Genomic DNA, 16683 nt, shown 5'->3' on the forward strand with positions numbered 1-16683 from the left:
ACCCATTTAAATTCAAAACAATATGACACCAGAAGAATATAATTCAAAAGATTATTTACCCCGTGGGTATTATCCTTGGCCAGATCTTATCAATCCACATGCAGAACAGATGGGGAAAGATATGGATGGATGGATTGATAATGACTATACTTTCCTTACAGAAAAACAACGTGAAACATACAAAAAAATGAAATTGCACATGTGTACCGCACGTATGTGGCCCGACTTAACCTATGAGCAGACCATTCCATGCAACAGGTTTATGCTCCAGTATGTTGCTCTTGATGATCAAGTAGAAAATTCTTCTCTTGAAGAAATCCAACAGTTACGGATTCGTTGTGTAGATATTCTTAAAGGCGATCAGCCAAAGTCGGATGAAAATGCACTTTATCAGCATATGGCATTAATTAGAGATGAATTCCGTGCGTTCATGCCAGATCTATGGGTTGAACGTTTCATCTATTATTTCTATCAATCTTTCAGATATGGGATTGAACTGGAATATCCTTATAAAATAGCGCAACACCCCCCGTCACTCACACTTTTCAAAACCATTCGCGAGTATTCCGTTCTTATGCGTCCATATTTAATCTTGGGTGAAATTGAATCAGGTCTTGTTCTTCCGGAACATATTTTTGAACATGTTGTTGTTCAAAAAATGATATCTCATATGACCTTAGTTGTTGCATGGCAAAATGACATTCATTCTCTGCCAAAAGAAATGGCAAAGGGAACGGAAGTTTTTAATCTTGTTTTTGTATTGCAACAAGAATATAATCTTTCATTAAAGGATGCTTGTGACCGCGCATTTTGCATACATAATGAAGAAATGGAAAAATTACTTGCTTTACATGCCGAGTACCGTGAATTTGGTGAGTATCAAGAGCATGTTGATAAATTTGTTCATTATGCAGGAGTGGGATTGCAGGGAGTAAATTCTTTTTATCTGGAAACTGAAAGATACCGACATGGCGGAGTGGGATTTGCCTGGCCAGAGGCTGAAACTAAAATGTAAATAAAATTTTTTATTCCCTATATCTGATGAAAAAAAAGAGAAGCAATGTTATATTGCTTCTCTTTTTTAGTAGCGGGAACCGGACTCGAACCGATGACCTTCGGGTTATGAGCCCGACGAGCTACCTACTGCTCCATCCCGCGGTGTATTTTTAGAGTGCTTACCGAAAACACTTGCTTAGTAGCGGGAACCGGACTCGAACCGATGACCTTCGGGTTATGAGCCCGACGAGCTACCTACTGCTCCATCCCGCGGTGTATTTTTAGAGTGTTTACCGAAAACACTTACTTAGTAGCGGGAACCGGACTCGAACCGATGACCTTCGGGTTATGAGCCCGACGAGCTACCTACTGCTCCATCCCGCGGTGTATTTTTAGAGTGCTTACCGAAAGCACTTACTTAGTAGCGGGAACCGGACTCGAACCGATGACCTTCGGGTTATGAGCCCGACGAGCTACCTACTGCTCCATCCCGCGATATTGGATTGCAAATGTACGACTTTTTTTTGAAAGTCCTAATTTTTCTTTTAAATAAAGGACTTTTATAAAAACTATTTTATTATTTGTATCTTTGTTTTATGGCAAAAATATTAAAAATTTATCCTGATAACCCGCAGGAAAATCTTATAAATGAGGTTATTAAAACTTTGAATAATGGTGGTTTGATTATCTATCCTTCAGATACCATTTACGCTTTAGGCTGCAATATTTTTGATATAAAAGCCATGGAAAAGCTGGCTCAACTGAAAAAGATGAAGCTGGAGAAGGCAAAGTTTTCGATTATCTGTAATGATCTGAGTCATCTTTCGGACTTTACAAGGCCCATTGACACTTCCGTTTTCCGATTTTTGAAGAGCCATCTTCCAGGACCATTTACCTTCATCCTTGATGCCAATAAAAGTTTACCTTTAGCCTATAAGGGTCATAAAACGATTGGTATTCGTGTTCCTGACCACCCCATTCCACAACTTATTGTTGAAAAACTGGGGCATCCTATTGCATCAACTTCCATTAAAGATGATGATGAAATTATTGAATACTCTACTGATCCTGAGCTTATCGCTGAAAAATATGATCATCTTGTAGATATTGTCATTGATTCAGGATATGGTGATAATGTTGCATCAACGATTGTAGATCTTACTTCCGGAGAACCTGAAATTATCCGTCAGGGAAAGGGAATTATTTAAAGGAAAGTTTATCATTCTAGGGGTACAGAGGAAACATGGCAATACGAATTAATGGGAAATATTCGATAGGAATTTTACTCACTTTTACACTTCTGGCAGCAGCAATGTTATATGTTTTCCCCGTCATTTATATGATGACAGGGATAAAAAACATTACAACATTCACTTTTTCTCTCAGCAGAATTGCGCTCTGGACCATTTTACTGATTCTACTTTTATATAGTAAACTGGTTGAAAAAGGGCCTTTTTTACTTAAGAAGGAAAATAAATTTGCCTTATCGTTTTCTATCAAGTCCATCATCAGTCTATATCTTATCTGTGTTGTCGGCGGGGCATTGATCAATGCAGCACTTCAGTTCATAACTCAGGAAAAAATGAGTGATAAACTTTTTGAACTTACATCAATTTTTAGAAATAATTATTTTTTAATTATTTTTACCTGCTTTACGGCAGGTGCTGTGGAAGAATTTCTGATGCGTGGGTATATACAACCCAGGATTGAAAACATATATAATAGTCCGATTTCAGGAGTTTTGGTTTCAGCTATCTTGTTTGGAATTTTACACAGTACATACGGAACCATAGGTCAGGTTGCTATTCCTTTCTTTATTGGACTCGTTTTTGCCTTATTTTATAAAAAATATTCAAATATTAAAATTCTGATCATCTGTCATTTTATGATTGACTTTGTGTCATTGATGATTATGAATAGTCTTGATATTAAACACTTATCTGTATTTTAACATTATGAAAATTGTAACATCCCCTGCGAAATTAATGAATGTAGAAAACTCAACAGACCTGTTGAAATCAACTACTCCAAAATTTATTGAAAATGCAGCATTTATACAATCTTATTTAAAAGAGAAGTCTCCAAAATATCTTTCCGAGCTCATGGAAATATCTCCAAAGCTGGCAGATGAAAACTGGGAAAGAAACCAAAAATGGAAATCCAAACCTACATCCAAAGAATCTGCACCTGCAATGTTTGCTTTTACAGGAGAAGTGTACAGAGGATTAGATGCCAAAACACTGGATAAAGATGCGGTAGATTACCTGCAAAAGAATTACAGAATGCTTTCCGGGCTGTATGGTCTGTTGAGACCATCTGATAGAGTAATGCTTTACCGCTTGGAAATGGGACGTCCCTTTAAGTTTGATCAATATAAAAACTTATATGACTTCTGGAGAGAAAAGATTACTGAACAACTGAATTCTGAGATGAAAAAAGGTGAAGTTCTTCTTCATCTTGCCAGCAATGAATATGGAAAAGTAATCGACAGAAAGAAACTCAACCATCCTGTTGTTGATTTTGATTTTTATGAATTAAAAGATGGAAAACTAAAAACCATCGTAGTATATACCAAACATGCAAGAGGTCTCGTCGTGAGATATTGTGCAGAAACAAACGCTAAAACGTTAGACGATGTCAAAGGATTCAACTATGAAGGGTATAGAATTGACGAGGAAAAATCTACAGATACAAAACTGGTTTTTACAAGATAGATGACAATTTCAGCATTTAAAAAATATTTCAAAACTGAACTTTCCGACCTTTATACCGAGTCGGAAAGTGCTTTTTTATCCTCTATATTTTTACATAAAATTGTTGGTTTTGACAATTTCCAACAAAGAAGGCTTTCCGAACAGGAGCTTTTAGTGGATGATGAACAGCAACTTTGCAGTATAATTTCCCAATTAAAGACAGGCAAACCCTACCAGCAGATCATGGGAGAAAGTGAATTTTACGGAATGAAATTCTTTGTTGACGAAAATGTACTGATTCCACGTCCTGAAACAGAAGAACTTCTAGAAATAGCCATCCGTGAAATTCAGGACTTACGATTTAATGCTCAGGTTGTAAAGATATTGGATATCGGAACGGGAAGCGGTGTTATTCCCCTTGTTTTAAAAAAACATTTTCCAGAGGCACAAGTCTCTTCCATTGACTTCTCTGCAGAAGCTTTACAAACAGCTCAACGAAATGCAGAATATCACCAACTGGATATAACTTTTATTCATGCTGATTATCTGGATTTTGAACTCAAAGAACAATATGATATTATTATTTCAAATCCTCCTTATATCGGCATAGAAGAAGAAGTTGAAATTGCTGACTCTGTTAAAGAATTTGAACCTAAAATGGCACTCTTCTCTCCTACTTCTGATGCATTGATCTTTTACAGAAAAATTGCACAAGACTCTAAAAAACACCTCAATAGCGGAGGCCTTTTATTTTTAGAAATCAACCAGAAATTAGGTCCGGAAACATTGGAATTGTACCATTACTTTTCCAAAGCCCGATTGCTAAAAGATTTGTCTGAAAATGACAGGTTTATTTATGGAAAAAAGTAAGTGTATTAATCCATGATAAGTCAATTATTTTCAAGGCTTTAATAAATATTTTTTGTTAATTTCGCTGGACAACTCATTAAAACAAAAACATTTCACTCATGGTAATCAAATCCCATCATATTAACAATACAAAAATTGCAGAAGTAGTTTCCGATGAAATCATCATCCGATCTGCCGAAGATGGACTGGATCTTATGGGAAATATTTATTACCAGGGATTTGATAAAGTTGTTCTCTACGAAAAAAATATTACCCCTGGTTTTTTTGATCTGAAAACAAAAATTGCCGGTGAAATTCTTCAGAAATTTTCAAACTATCGTATCGGATTGGCTATTGTTGGTGACTTCAGTAAATATGAAAGCAAAAGCATGAAGGATTTTATTTTTGAAAGCAACAAAACAAAACATATTAATTTTGTAGAATTGCTGGAAGAAGCATTAGAGAATTTTTCAAAATAATTTAATTTTCTTAATTTGAAATAAACAATAAAGATTAATTCATTCAAATATGCCCATAAAATAATTTTATGGGGTTTTTATTTTCATTTTTTTTAAATAAAAGTATTTCAGAATGTTACCATTTTGCTACCGAAAAATAATCTATAAAATAGATAAAATAAATAATAATTTAAATAATAAATTTATTTTTAATTAAAAATATAAATAAAAATAAATTTAACTCCTGAGATACAATGGATTAACGTAATTTTTCCTATATTTGCAACAAACACAAGAGGTATGAATTTTAGTTATTTACCAGCCGAACAATATTGATATCATCATATTAAGGCTTTTAACTCACATTTTTTTCACTCTTTTTTTAACAGAAATTTTACAGAATCTCTTCTTAGAAGTTCTTATAATTCCTGTAGCAACTTTTGTGTGCGTAGATTAAATCTTATAATGCAGTACAACTTACTGTTATAATTTTTTTTCTACCATTCAATGCTATTTTATTAAAAAACTTAAACCATAAAACACAAATCATTTCATAGATCACAAACCTTAACAAAAAAATAAATTACACTATGATGAAAAATCATTTCTTATCCTTCGCTTTTTTATGCATCGCTTTATTCTGTAACGCCCAGGTAGGGATCAATACTCCTGCTCCTGATAATAGTGCTGCTCTTGATGTTTACAGTCAAAATCGGGGAATGCTGATTCCCAGACTCACGACTGCTCAAAGAAATGCAATTACAAGCCCCGCCAATTCACTTCTAATTTATGACACTGATAAAAAATGTTTAAGCCAGAACATTGGTACTCCAACTAGTCCCGATTGGTTATGCATCAGTGGTAATGCAGTTAAAATGTTTTATATGCCAAGTGTTTCTTTTGATACTTCCAGAAATGCCACTGCTCAAACTAAAGATTTATATACATTATACAAGAATCAATTTGGTTCTCCGAAAGCTAAAAGTACGAGTGCACCAGCATCTATTCCTTTTTTCCCGTCCAATAGAGACCTTTATTATTATGTAACGGACGCGGATTCCAATGTATTCAGTAACATCTCTATTTCGGATACAGGGGTCATGACTTATGATGTAAAAGCCGCAGCAACAGATTGCTCTTTTATTAATATTGTTTTTGTAGTGAAATAATTTGAGTTATGATGAAAAGTATCTCAGTTTCAGTATACAATAAGCTTTTATTTATTTCTTTATTGTTTATTTTTTCTCAAAACATCAGAGCGCAAAATGAACAAGGAACAGGTTATCCCTATTTCGTGAACTTTACTCAGGGATTACAACCTCAGGAAGCTTATAAAGTAACAACAAGTGGTGTTCAAAATGATGCAACTTTTACTACTGATGGCTTACGTTTGACCAGAAATGTGAATAATATTTCCGGTGGGGTTATATTAGCTGATAAAATATTTAAAAGTGATCAGGGAATAAAATTTGAATTCGAATATGTAATCTATGGCGGAGACTCCAATGGAGGAGATGGTATTTCTATATTTTTAGTAGATGGGTCAATTCCCAAACAACAACTCAATATTGGATCTTACGGAGGTGGATTAGGCTATACTCATGTGATGAGAACCTCGAGATGGGGAGGAAATTTAGAGGGGCTGAGAGGAGCTTATTTAGGAATTGGTCTGGATGAATTTGGAAATTTTAAAACCAGATTCCTTCAGGGAGACAGAACAAGAAACGGACTTACTGATGTATCATTAGCTGGGGGGCGTAGTAATGTAACTTTAAGAGGTAAGCGAGGAAATCAATATTTATCATCTTCAGAACCTGCCGGATATAATGGGTATCCATTATTGTACAGCACAGCGACCAATGTGGCTCCTTCAAGTAATAACCGTTCCGTCTACCTGGATGTTCAGACCGGTAAGCATGTGGGTATTAAAAATCCCAACTTTGGCCAGTTCAATATGGAAAATGGTGGAACTTCAATTCCTCAAAGTGATACGGATGCGAGATTTCGTAAAGCCTATGTAACATTAGTCCCTAATCCTTCAGGTGGTTATAATGTTACCCTGGAGATTCAGCATGGTACTGTTAAAGAGAAAATCGTTGATAATTATTACTATCCCACATCTTTAAAATATACGGAGAATGCCATGCAAAACAATCAGGTAAGAACCCTGGACACTTCACCTCCTGCTACTTTCAGGATTGGATTTGCAGCCTCAACGGGTGCTGCTAAAAATATCCATTTATTAAAAAACCTGGGAGTAAGTAAACCATATGCAGCCGAAGTAACAGATGATTTGTTTGCAGGATGTCCTAAAATAAAATCAATATACTCCCCCTTATTAAATGATGCTGCTTATTCTAAAAGAAACGGGCAAAATCCTCCTACGGCTTCTTATGATAATATTGATTTCAACTCGTTCAGATTTTTGGATATTAATGGTGCTGTCATTCCAAATATTGTAGGTGGAGTTTACACGAATAATGAAGGTACCTGGACCTATTATCCATCTACCGGAAAACTTTCTTTCAAACCAGCTGATGGTTTTACCGGAGTTGCTCAGATACGATATGACATAAAAGGTGGAGGCAGAGACGGAACCGAGATTCCTTATAATCAGGAAGATTACAGATCTATGCCCGGATTAATACAAGTCAACATCTCAAATTCAAACAATTGCAGTAAGGCCTGCGTTATTTCGAATAAAAATGTAACTCAAAAGATAAAAACTGAGTAAGAATCAGTAAGAAACTCATCATCCTAAAGCTTCTTCTTAGAACATGCTTTAGGATGATTTTTATTAAAAGGCACTATATTAATTCAGTAAGCTCAAAAATACCTTTAGCTCAATGCAAAAAATCACGGTATTTTCACTAGACTAAAGTATTCAATAGCATCCTGTAACGCCTTGTCTATAGATTTATACCGAATACCAAGTTCCTCTACTGATTTTCGGTTGGAATAGTAATTATGAACCTGAAGAGCTTTCATATTGGAAGTACAGAGATTCGTTTTTATATTCATCTTTCTCAGCCCATCCCCTATCCAACCCAGAATACTGATAACTGTATCAGGAATCGGAATCATAACTGTTTTCTGATTGGTAATATGATTTACTTTTTTAAAAAAATCTTTATACTTTAGGTTTTCATGGGCTAAAAGGTATTTTTCACCACTTTTCCCGTATTCGATAGCTTGTACAACTCCTTGTGCTGCATCTTCTGCATGAACAAAATTTTTCCCGCCTTTAGGATAGAAAATCACTCTCTTTTTCCATGCCCAAAAGATTATTTTTCCAGAACTTGGCTTATGATCATATTTACCTATCATAAAAGTAGGATTAAGAATAATGAGCTGTGTTTTTCCAGCATGCTGCAACAAATAATCCTCTGCTTCCATTTTGCTTTGAGCATACATTGATTTTGTAAAAGGATAAAGTGGAGAACTGTTTTCATTTCCCGGATTTTTCCGGCTTCCATATCCTAATGTATTAGCTGAACTTATAAAGATAAATCTTTTGACACCGCAAGCTTTTGCCTGCGTAAACAAACTCAGTGTTCCGTCATAATTCACCCGTTTATAATCTTCGTAAGTAACAAGATCCTGCCGGGTTTCGGCAGCAATATGAATAAGACTGTCTATTTCGGGAAGAAATGAAGAAATATCGGCAAATAAATCTCCTTCAATAAGCTTCAGATTCTCGTTCTTTTCACCCAAATAGCTGCTTTTCTTGCGCACCAAAGCAATAACAAAATAACCATCTTTTAACAATTTAATTATAACATTCGCTCCCAGAAGCCCTGTAGCTCCGGTAATAAAAATTTTCTTCATGCTTCAATTTCTTTTTTTATGGCCTGAGTCATCAACGGCAGCTTTATCCAGATTGGCAAAATTTTCATAACCAGCCAACTTATTGGATTCACCATAATTACGGAATCTTTTTTAAATAGCTGCCGGATGCTGTATGATGCCACGTTATCAGGATCCAAAAGCGTCAGTTTACCCCAAAACCCCTGTTTTTCAATCCTTTTACAGACATCAGCGTTGGTTTTCATCGCACCCGGATTCACAACACTTACAAAAACATTGGTGTCTTTTAATTCTTCATGTAAGCCTCTGGAAAATGAATGAATAAACGTTTTGGATGCAGGATAAACCGTTTTAAATCCAATGGGAGAAAAAGCCGCCATACTGGAAACATTCAGGATATACGCCCTGGGTTGTCTTAAAAGATTGGGCAAAAGCTGGTGGGTAATCAATGATGTTGCGGCCACATTAACCTGTAGAATTGTATTGATATAGTCTGAGGTCGCTTCTGTAAACTTTTTCGTTCCCCCAAGGCCCGCATTATTGATTAAAAGATGAATATTAAAGGATTGGTTGAGCCATTCCGTAAGCTTCATCACGTTTTTATTCACCGAAAGATCAACTTCATAATAATGAGCCTTTATAGGATAGTTTTCCTCTAATTTCCGACAAAGATCTTCAAGCTTCTGACCCGGAAGGCTTACCAAAATAAGATTGATATGTTTCTTTGCCAGGTTTTCTGCAAATGCTTTTCCTAAACCCTGGCTTGCTCCTGTAACCACGGCGTATGATTCTTGGGTATCCATAATATTAAATTTTACAGTACAAATCTATTATGGAAATGCTCTTTCTATGTTCAAGTTGATCTGAACGAACCTATTTTTATACACAAAAAAAATAAAAAATAATAATTTGATTAACAGCAACTTAAACAAAAACAAAAGTAAAACTTTATAAATCGGAACCTATTTTTTAAACTCGGAAGGAGTTAAGCCGGTCACTTTTTTAAAAGTGGTATTAAAAGAGGTCTTGGAATTGAAACCTGATTCATATGCGATTCCAAGAATGGAAAGTTTAGAATCATTTTGTTTCAGAAGTACTTTTGCATATTCTACCCTGAACTCGTTAACGTATTGGAAGAAATTCTTTTCAAAACCGGTATTGATCACGTAGGATAGTTGATGGGTAGAAACGGAGATCATGTCAGCCAATTTGATGAGATTCAACTCACTGTCTAGGTAGGGCTTGTGAAGCTCCATGGTATTTTCCAGCTGTGTTTTTATCTTTACCAGTTCTTCATCAGAAATGAGTTTTCGTTTTACTTCTTCTGTATCAGAATCTGCGTCGATAGAAATCAGCTCATTTCGCTGTTGCTCTTCCAAAGGATAAATTTCTTTCTGTTTCAGCGAATAATAAGCTACAAAGTAAATAACCACAAGAAAAACCGTGTTAATGAAAAAATTCAAAGATTTCGGATCATACAACAGATTGTAAATCACATAAATGATATTTACAATAAGAAGTACCAGAATAATATATTCCAGCCAATTCAGGTTAATCCCTTCAGTGTTGGATGAAAACTGCTGAATTTTCTTTTGATGTTTTCTGATAGTTATATAAGAAAGACCCGTGTAAAACAGTGCCTGAATCAAAATAAGAATAATACTGAGATATTCAAATGGCTTTTCATAGCCTAAAGCAATACACCAGAGAGTTATCAAAAATACCGTAGGAAGAAGAAAGTATTTGGTATCTGCAATTTTAAAAGTAAAGGAAGGGTTTGTAAAGAATAATACACTGAAATAAAAAAAGATTGGAGTAAGATATTGTATAAAGCGAACGGGAAGCAAAGAATGAAATTCTATGGGTGAGTCTGTAACGAGAAATAGAATTTCGTCCAGCCAGAATGTAGACCACAAAAAGAGAAAAAGCCCAAACCAGAAGTTGGCCTTCTTATTTACTTTTAAAGGATTGGCCAAGGTCAGCAAAGACAGCAAAACCAATGAACCATAGATGAGTATCGCGATGAAACTGTTTAATTCTGATGTGTTCATTGGTTTTGATATTTTATAGTAAAAATAGTCTTTTATCCTATTCTTTTCCTTACAAATATTTCATAGGCCAGATAAATTAACGGAAGTGACATAATACCAATGTATATTCCGTTATTCATTGCCTGTTCGGGAGCATTCACAATAGCGTACAAAAGCCCCAGAAATGCACCTCCCAAATGGGCAGCATGCCCGATATTATCGTGAGGTCTGGGATTCATCATCATATATACAGAATACCCGAAATAGACTAACCCGAAAATAAATCCGGGAATTGCAATCGGAATGAAGAACATATAAATTCCGCTATTGGGATATAATGCTATGGAAGCAAAAAGAATTCCTGAAACACCACCACTCGCTCCTACCGCAGAATACCAGGGTTGCTTTTGGTAAATATACAAGGAAAGAATATTTCCTAAAAGGATCGATCCAATATATACAATCAAAAAACCTATGTTTCCAAAATGCTGCATGACAATAGGTCCAAAGAAATATAAAGTCAGCATATTAAATACAAGGTGCATAATATCTGCGTGCAAAAATCCGGATGAAAGCAAACGGATGTATTCTTTCCGATGCAATATCGCCCCGACACTAAATTTATATTTCTCGGTAATCGCCGGGTTATTAAAAGCAATAAAGCTTATAATAGCTGTGGCTATAATACACAATATCAAGATATTCATCTTATTTAATTTTCAGGTTCATCACTTTGAAACAGATCCCCGATCATTCCTCCTTCATCATCAGAATCTCCTGTAGATTCAGGTTCTTCATATACTTCCGGTTCTTCTTCTACAGGTTCAGGAATTGTTATATTAATGGCTTTTACTTTGAATTTTGTGAATTGATTTCCAATCGCTTTTATTCCTTTTACTGCAATAAATTCATCAATATTGACAGTTTCAGGTTCACGTTCTTTTCCTTTATCCTTTGCAAAAATAATTTCTGCAGTCACATCATTAGCAACAATCACATTTTCGATGAAAGATTTCGGATGTTCAGATGGCATGAAGGTTTGTACGTTCACCGTATTCTCCAATAAGAATCTTTTGATGAAATAAATATCTTTTTCCCCATCGTAGTAAATGCAGGTAATCGGCTGTGCAGGTCTCCATTTTTCCAGAACCAGGTACTCATCATCAAAACGGTTCCCCAGATCAAAAGAAACCAATTTGACTTCTCCATTGGTATTAATCGTTAAGATTTTGTCATCACCTTTAAAGTTACCCAGCAAAGTTCCTCTTGCATCTGCATTCAATCTTCTTACCGTATCGTCAAACCAGATTTTTCTTGGAGCCAGTGTAGAAACACCTTCTTCTTTCATATCTACTTTTTTTACCGCATACTTGGTCACCAGATTTCCTTTGGAATCACGTCCTTTGATGGCAAGCTCTGAGAAATTGATTTCCATCTTATTCTTTCTGATCCTTGGATTGGGCTTTAAAAGTACAGTCACCGTTTCTGCTTCTCCGTTTGGATTTGCTGAAAAATAAAGTGTCTCAGACCCTTTTTTATCTGAAGCTAACGGATAGTCGGTATTTCTTGTCACCCCGGTCACAGAGAAACGTTTCATATAGTAGGGACCTTCCCTGCCTTCACGATAGATCATATTATAGACCGTTCTTTTATCATTTTTCTTCCAGATTGCGACGTGGAGAATATCTTTTCCTACAAAGGTTTTAGCTTCCACTTTTACCACTTTCATGCTTCCGTCTTTTCTGAAAATAATGATATCATCAATATCAGAGCAATCAAAAAGATATTGATCTTTTCTAAGAGAAGTTCCAATGAAGCCTTCTTCAAAATTCGCATAGAATTTCTCATTGGCTACGGCTACTTTTGTAGCATCAATCGTATCAAATATTCTAAGTTCAGTTTTTCTCTGCTTATCTTTTCCGTATTTTTTCTGAATGTTTAAATAGTAATCAATGGCGTAGGCAATCAGATTCGCCAGATTATATTTTACCTGTTCTATTTTGCCTTCCAGAGCAGCTATATTCTCTTTAAACTTATCTAAATCAAATCGGGAAATCCTCTTGATTCTGATTTCTGTAAGCTTCAGGATATCTTCTTCTGTGACAGCTCTTAAAAGGTGTTTTGTATGAGGCTTTAATCCGGCGTCAATCGTTTTCAAAACATCTTCCCAGGTTTTTACTTCTTCAATGTCATGATAAATCCTGTTCTCGATGAAAATTCTTTCCAGAGAAGAAAAATGCCAGCTTTCCTGAAGTTCATGAAGTTCAATTTCCAGTTCTTTTTGAAGTAAAGAAACGGTATGATCCGTATTCATTTTCAAAATATCGGAAACATTCATAAACATTGGTTTATCTCCAACAATTACACATGCGTTCGGGGAAATGGTCACCTGGCAGTCTGTAAATGCATATAATGCATCAATCGTTTTATCAGGGGAAACGTCATTATGAATATGAACAAGGATTTCTACTTTATCAGACGTGTTATCCTCAATTTTTTTGATTTTAATTTTCCCTCTCTCATTAGCTTTTAAGATTGAATCAATCAGGTCACTTGTCGTTTTGGAGAATGGAAGCTCAGAAATTACCAACAAGTGCTTGTCAGTTTGGGTAATTTTTGCTCTGGCTCTTACTTTCCCGCCTCTGTGACCATCATTATATTCCGAAACATCAAGATAACCCGCGGTTAAAAAGTCCGGGAATATTTCAAACTTCTTTCCTTTCAGATGGGCTACAGAAGCATTAATCAATTCATTAAAGTTGTGTGGAAGGATTTTTGTGGAAAGTCCGACCCCAATTCCCTCTACTCCCTGGGTAAGAAGTAACGGAAATTTAACCGGTAAATCGATGGGTTCATTATTCCTACCATCATAGGATTTGGTCCAGTCAGTCGTTTTAGGATTAAAGACCACTTCCAGAGCGAAAGGTGTCAGTCTTGCTTCAATATACCTTGCTGCTGCAGCTGAATCCCCGGTATAGATATTTCCCCAGTTTCCCTGGGTATCAATCAGTAATTCTTTCTGCCCGATCTGTACCATGGCATCTGTAATGGAAGCATCACCATGAGGGTGATATTTCATAGTATTTCCTACGATATTGGCAACCTTATTATAACGGCCATCCTCCAGTTCCCGCATAGAGTGCATGATTCTTCGTTGAACAGGCTTTAACCCGTCAAACACCGAAGGAATAGCCCTATCTAAAATTACATAGGAAGCATAATCCAGAAACCAGTCTTTATAAAGACCTGAAACTTTCTTCAAGCTTTCACCTTCATGCGAATATTCTTCTGTCGTCATCTGTTTTTACTATCTTTTTTTCTCTTTATTAGCTTTTACTACTTTATTCAGAGAGAGTTTTAAATCATTTACTTCTTTTCTGGTCAAGTAAGAAATCTGGTACTTTAACATGGTAGAACCATTGGTCTTACTTGAAACGGTCACATATAATCTTTTCATAAAGAAAATAGTGACCACATCATATTTTATGAGTTTATATTTAGGAAATTCATCATGAAGAGGCTTGTTTAAAAAGGGAATAATATTCCTGTTTTTGAAATTCAATGCTTCTCCATCACTATCATATTCAAAAATTTGCCGACCATTAAGATGAAATACAATCAATAACAGAACAGGAATAATAATCATTAAATAACTTTCCTTTCCCACTGCCTTGAACCGGTATTCATTGGCTAAAAATCCGACTATACCAAACACGACTACCATTATCAGTAGTGTGTTTATAAAATTATAAACTGATGCTTTGTTACGATTACTTAATCTCATTTTGCTCTTTTGGTGTAAGTTTCGAAATACTTACTTTCTCCCAAAATGTGTTTTTATATATTTTTTCCAGTCTACATTTTTTAATTTTCAACTACATCAATGATTTCTTTTTTGTCAATATCAGTATCATCTTCCACAACCAGATTTTCGAGGATAAATACCTGTCTGTCGGGTGTGTTTTTTCCCATATAAAACTCCAGAAGCTGCTCGATGGTCTGATCTTTTCCTACCACCACAGGTTCTAAGCGGATATCTTTACCAATAAAGTGTTTAAATTCATCCGGAGAAATCTCTCCAAGTCCTTTAAATCGTGTAATCTCAGGGTTTCTACCCAATTCATTAAGAGCTTTTACTCTTTCTGTTTCTGAATAGCAGTATCTGGTTTCTTTCTTATTCCTTACCCTGAATAAAGGGGTCTGAAGAATATAAAGATGTCCGTTTTTGATCAGATCAGGAAAGAATTGCAGAAAAAATGTAATCATCAACAGACGGATGTGCATTCCGTCGACATCGGCATCAGTTGCAATAATTACCTGATTATATCGTAGATCTTCCAAACTTTCTTCGATATTCAGGGCTGCCTGAAGAAGATTAAATTCTTCGTTTTCATATACGACTTTTTTCGTGAGGCCATAGCAGTTCAAAGGCTTACCTTTTAATGAAAAAACAGCCTGTGTTTCCACATCTCTGGATTTTGTGATAGATCCGGATGCAGAATCTCCTTCGGTAATGAAAATTTGTGTATCTCCTTTTCTTTCGGCTTTCTGGTCGTTATAATGTTGTCTGCAATCACGCAGCTTTTTATTGTGAAGAGATACTTTTTTTGCTCTTTCTCTTGCCAATTTCTGGATTCCGGAAAGTTCTTTTCTTTCTCTTTCAGAGATCAAAATCTTTCTTTGTATAGCTTCAGCTATTTCCGGATTTTTATGCAGGAAATTATCCAGTTTACTTTTAAGAAAATCGATAATAAAGGTTCTCACGGTAGGTCCGTTTGGTCCCATATCATTAGATCCCAGTTTGGTTTTGGTCTGAGATTCAAAAACCGGTTCTTCTACATTGATGGAAATTGCAGCAATAATTGATTTTCTAATATCTGAAGCATCAAAAGTCTTATTAAAAAACTCACGAATCGTCTTCACATAGGCTTCACGAAAAGCATTAAGATGCGTTCCTCCTTGTGTAGTATTCTGTCCGTTAACGAATGAGAAATAGGTTTCAGTCTGTGATTTATCAGAGTGGGTAATAGCCAGCTCGATATCGTCACCTTTCAAATGAACAATCGGATAAAGAATATCGCTTTCCAGTTCTTCTTCCAAAAGGTCTTTAAGACCATTTTCAGAAAAATAGGTTTCCCCGTTAAAAATAATTTTCAATCCCGGATTCAGGTAAGCATAGTTACGGAGCATCCTTTCGATGTATTCTTTTCTATACTTAAAATGAAGAAATATGTCACCATCAGGAATAAAGGAGATTTCTGTTCCGTTTCTGTCTGAAGTTTCTTTTTCATCGAAATTTTCAGTGATAATTCCCCGGGAAAACTCTGCTACTTTCATTTTGCCGTCACGGAAAGAACGCACTTTGAAGTACTCTGAAAGAGCGTTCACTGCTTTCGTACCAACCCCGTTCAGACCGACCGACTTTTTGAAGGCTTTGCTGTCGTATTTACCTCCGGTATTCATTTTGGATACAGCATCTACCATTTTCCCCAGTGGAATTCCACGACCAAAGTCACGGATAGTAACTTTACCATCGTCCAGTTTTATTTCAATTCTTTTACCGGATCTCATCCTGAACTCATCAATTGAGTTATCCAGAATTTCTTTAAGTAAAATGTAAATACCATCATCAGCTGAAGAACCATCACCAAGCTTCCCGATATACATTCCGGGGCGCAAACGGATGTGTTCCTGCCAATCGAGGGTTCTGATATTATCTTCTGAGTAGGTTGGATTTATTTCTTGTGACATATATGATTTCAGCAAACATACAAAAGTACGAAATTGTCTAAAAATATCCGAATTTTTTCCATTTGATTTTTAGTATTTCCTCTGATATATTGCATTATT

General features: G+C 35.6%; 15 protein-coding genes and 4 tRNA genes. 8 read left to right on the top strand and 11 right to left on the bottom strand.

All coding sequences use genetic code 11. The annotated features are described in order from the left end of the window. Window positions 1-22 precede the first annotated feature (22 nt). On the top strand, window positions 23-1015 hold the full coding sequence (locus C1631_RS04205) for a terpene synthase family protein (protein ID WP_109710647.1): 993 nt from the start codon (window positions 23-25) through the stop codon (window positions 1013-1015). 70 nt (window positions 1016-1085) lie between these two features. Here C1631_RS04205 and C1631_RS04210 read toward each other — a convergent pair. The 4 genes from C1631_RS04210 to C1631_RS04225 form a co-directional block, all read right to left on the bottom strand. Continuing rightward, window positions 1086-1158: transfer RNA gene (locus C1631_RS04210), tRNA-Met, on the bottom strand. 38 nt (window positions 1159-1196) lie between these two features. Further along, window positions 1197-1269 (bottom strand) — tRNA-Met (locus C1631_RS04215). 38 nt (window positions 1270-1307) lie between these two features. After that, window positions 1308-1380: transfer RNA gene (locus C1631_RS04220), tRNA-Met, on the bottom strand. Between the two features lie 38 nt (window positions 1381-1418). After that, a tRNA-Met gene (locus C1631_RS04225) sits at window positions 1419-1491 on the bottom strand. Window positions 1492-1592: 101 nt separating this feature from the next. Between C1631_RS04225 and C1631_RS04230 the strand changes: the two genes are divergently transcribed. The 7 genes from C1631_RS04230 to C1631_RS04260 all read left to right on the top strand — a co-directional run bounded on the left by C1631_RS04230 (window position 1593) and on the right by C1631_RS04260 (window position 7730). Then, a complete protein-coding gene (locus C1631_RS04230) occupies window positions 1593-2204 on the top strand; it encodes an L-threonylcarbamoyladenylate synthase (protein ID WP_109710649.1) in 612 nt (203 codons plus the stop codon). A 35-nt stretch (window positions 2205-2239) separates the two neighbouring features. Beyond that, entirely contained in the window at window positions 2240-2947 is a 708-nt protein-coding gene (locus C1631_RS04235) for a CPBP family intramembrane glutamic endopeptidase (protein ID WP_109710652.1), read from the top strand. A 4-nt stretch (window positions 2948-2951) separates the two neighbouring features. After that, window positions 2952-3710 (top strand): peroxide stress protein YaaA, encoded by a 759-nt coding sequence (gene yaaA / locus C1631_RS04240; protein ID WP_109711455.1) that lies wholly within the window; start codon window positions 2952-2954, stop codon window positions 3708-3710. Then, window positions 3711-4559 carry a peptide chain release factor N(5)-glutamine methyltransferase gene (prmC, locus tag C1631_RS04245; protein WP_109710654.1) on the top strand — a complete coding sequence of 283 codons (849 nt, stop codon included), beginning with the start codon at window positions 3711-3713 and terminating at the stop codon, window positions 4557-4559. A 98-nt stretch (window positions 4560-4657) separates the two neighbouring features. After that, window positions 4658-5017 carry a DUF4180 domain-containing protein gene (locus C1631_RS04250; protein ID WP_109710656.1) on the top strand — a complete coding sequence of 120 codons (360 nt, stop codon included), beginning with the start codon at window positions 4658-4660 and terminating at the stop codon, window positions 5015-5017. A gap of 569 nt (window positions 5018-5586) precedes the next feature. Continuing rightward, complete coding sequence (locus C1631_RS04255; protein ID WP_109710657.1) at window positions 5587-6165, top strand: phage tail-like protein; 579 nt, start codon at window positions 5587-5589, stop codon at window positions 6163-6165. 8 nt (window positions 6166-6173) lie between these two features. Further along, the gene (locus C1631_RS04260) at window positions 6174-7730 is read left to right on the top strand and encodes an L-type lectin family protein (protein ID WP_228441009.1); all 1557 of its coding nucleotides are present in this window, start codon (window positions 6174-6176) and stop codon (window positions 7728-7730) included. A gap of 122 nt (window positions 7731-7852) precedes the next feature. Here the strand turns inward: C1631_RS04260 and C1631_RS04265 are convergent, their stop codons facing one another. The 7 genes from C1631_RS04265 to C1631_RS04295 all read right to left on the bottom strand — a co-directional run bounded on the left by C1631_RS04265 (window position 7853) and on the right by C1631_RS04295 (window position 16584). After that, on the bottom strand, window positions 7853-8824 hold the full coding sequence (locus C1631_RS04265) for an NAD-dependent epimerase/dehydratase family protein (RefSeq protein ID WP_109710659.1): 972 nt from the start codon (window positions 8822-8824) through the stop codon (window positions 7853-7855). Then, complete coding sequence (locus C1631_RS04270) at window positions 8821-9606, bottom strand: SDR family NAD(P)-dependent oxidoreductase (protein ID WP_109710661.1); 786 nt, start codon at window positions 9604-9606, stop codon at window positions 8821-8823. Before C1631_RS04270 ends, C1631_RS04265 begins: the two co-directional genes overlap by 4 nt. A 159-nt stretch (window positions 9607-9765) precedes the next feature. After that, on the bottom strand, window positions 9766-10854 hold the full coding sequence (locus C1631_RS04275) for a helix-turn-helix domain-containing protein (RefSeq protein ID WP_109710662.1): 1089 nt from the start codon (window positions 10852-10854) through the stop codon (window positions 9766-9768). A gap of 32 nt (window positions 10855-10886) precedes the next feature. Next, entirely contained in the window at window positions 10887-11540 is a 654-nt protein-coding gene (locus tag C1631_RS04280) for a rhomboid family intramembrane serine protease (RefSeq protein ID WP_109710664.1), read from the bottom strand. Window positions 11541-11545: 5 nt separating this feature from the next. Continuing rightward, window positions 11546-14131 (bottom strand): DNA gyrase/topoisomerase IV subunit A, encoded by a 2586-nt coding sequence (locus C1631_RS04285; protein ID WP_109710666.1) that lies wholly within the window; start codon window positions 14129-14131, stop codon window positions 11546-11548. Between the two features lie 9 nt (window positions 14132-14140). Continuing rightward, window positions 14141-14617, bottom strand: a complete 477-nt coding sequence (locus tag C1631_RS04290) for a hypothetical protein (protein ID WP_228441012.1) — start codon at window positions 14615-14617, stop codon at window positions 14141-14143. 80 nt (window positions 14618-14697) lie between these two features. Further along, a complete protein-coding gene (locus tag C1631_RS04295) occupies window positions 14698-16584 on the bottom strand; it encodes a DNA topoisomerase IV subunit B (RefSeq protein WP_109710667.1) in 1887 nt (628 codons plus the stop codon). Window positions 16585-16683: the final 99 nt, after the last annotated feature.

It is taken from the genome of Chryseobacterium phosphatilyticum (assembly GCF_002899825.2).
In the GTDB taxonomy this organism is placed as follows: domain Bacteria; phylum Bacteroidota; class Bacteroidia; order Flavobacteriales; family Weeksellaceae; genus Chryseobacterium; species Chryseobacterium phosphatilyticum.

What these genes read in the sequence shown, in the direction of transcription:
- C1631_RS04205 (WP_109710647.1), top strand. Translation starts at nt 23, where the DNA reads ATGACACCAGAAGAATATAATTCAAAAGATTATTTACCCCGTGGGTAT.
- C1631_RS04230 (WP_109710649.1), top strand. Translation starts at nt 1,593, where the DNA reads ATGGCAAAAATATTAAAAATTTATCCTGATAACCCGCAGGAAAATCTT.
- C1631_RS04235 (WP_109710652.1), top strand. Translation starts at nt 2,240, where the DNA reads ATGGCAATACGAATTAATGGGAAATATTCGATAGGAATTTTACTCACT.
- yaaA (WP_109711455.1), top strand. Translation starts at nt 2,952, where the DNA reads ATGAAAATTGTAACATCCCCTGCGAAATTAATGAATGTAGAAAACTCA.
- prmC (WP_109710654.1), top strand. Translation starts at nt 3,711, where the DNA reads ATGACAATTTCAGCATTTAAAAAATATTTCAAAACTGAACTTTCCGAC.
- C1631_RS04250 (WP_109710656.1), top strand. Translation starts at nt 4,658, where the DNA reads ATGGTAATCAAATCCCATCATATTAACAATACAAAAATTGCAGAAGTA.
- C1631_RS04255 (WP_109710657.1), top strand. Translation starts at nt 5,587, where the DNA reads ATGATGAAAAATCATTTCTTATCCTTCGCTTTTTTATGCATCGCTTTA.
- C1631_RS04260 (WP_228441009.1), top strand. Translation starts at nt 6,174, where the DNA reads ATGATGAAAAGTATCTCAGTTTCAGTATACAATAAGCTTTTATTTATT.
- C1631_RS04265 (WP_109710659.1), bottom strand. Translation starts at nt 8,824, where the DNA reads ATGAAGAAAATTTTTATTACCGGAGCTACAGGGCTTCTGGGAGCGAAT.
- C1631_RS04270 (WP_109710661.1), bottom strand. Translation starts at nt 9,606, where the DNA reads ATGGATACCCAAGAATCATACGCCGTGGTTACAGGAGCAAGCCAGGGT.
- C1631_RS04275 (WP_109710662.1), bottom strand. Translation starts at nt 10,854, where the DNA reads ATGAACACATCAGAATTAAACAGTTTCATCGCGATACTCATCTATGGT.
- C1631_RS04280 (WP_109710664.1), bottom strand. Translation starts at nt 11,540, where the DNA reads ATGAATATCTTGATATTGTGTATTATAGCCACAGCTATTATAAGCTTT.
- C1631_RS04285 (WP_109710666.1), bottom strand. Translation starts at nt 14,131, where the DNA reads ATGACGACAGAAGAATATTCGCATGAAGGTGAAAGCTTGAAGAAAGTT.
- C1631_RS04290 (WP_228441012.1), bottom strand. Translation starts at nt 14,617, where the DNA reads ATGAGATTAAGTAATCGTAACAAAGCATCAGTTTATAATTTTATAAAC.
- C1631_RS04295 (WP_109710667.1), bottom strand. Translation starts at nt 16,584, where the DNA reads ATGTCACAAGAAATAAATCCAACCTACTCAGAAGATAATATCAGAACC.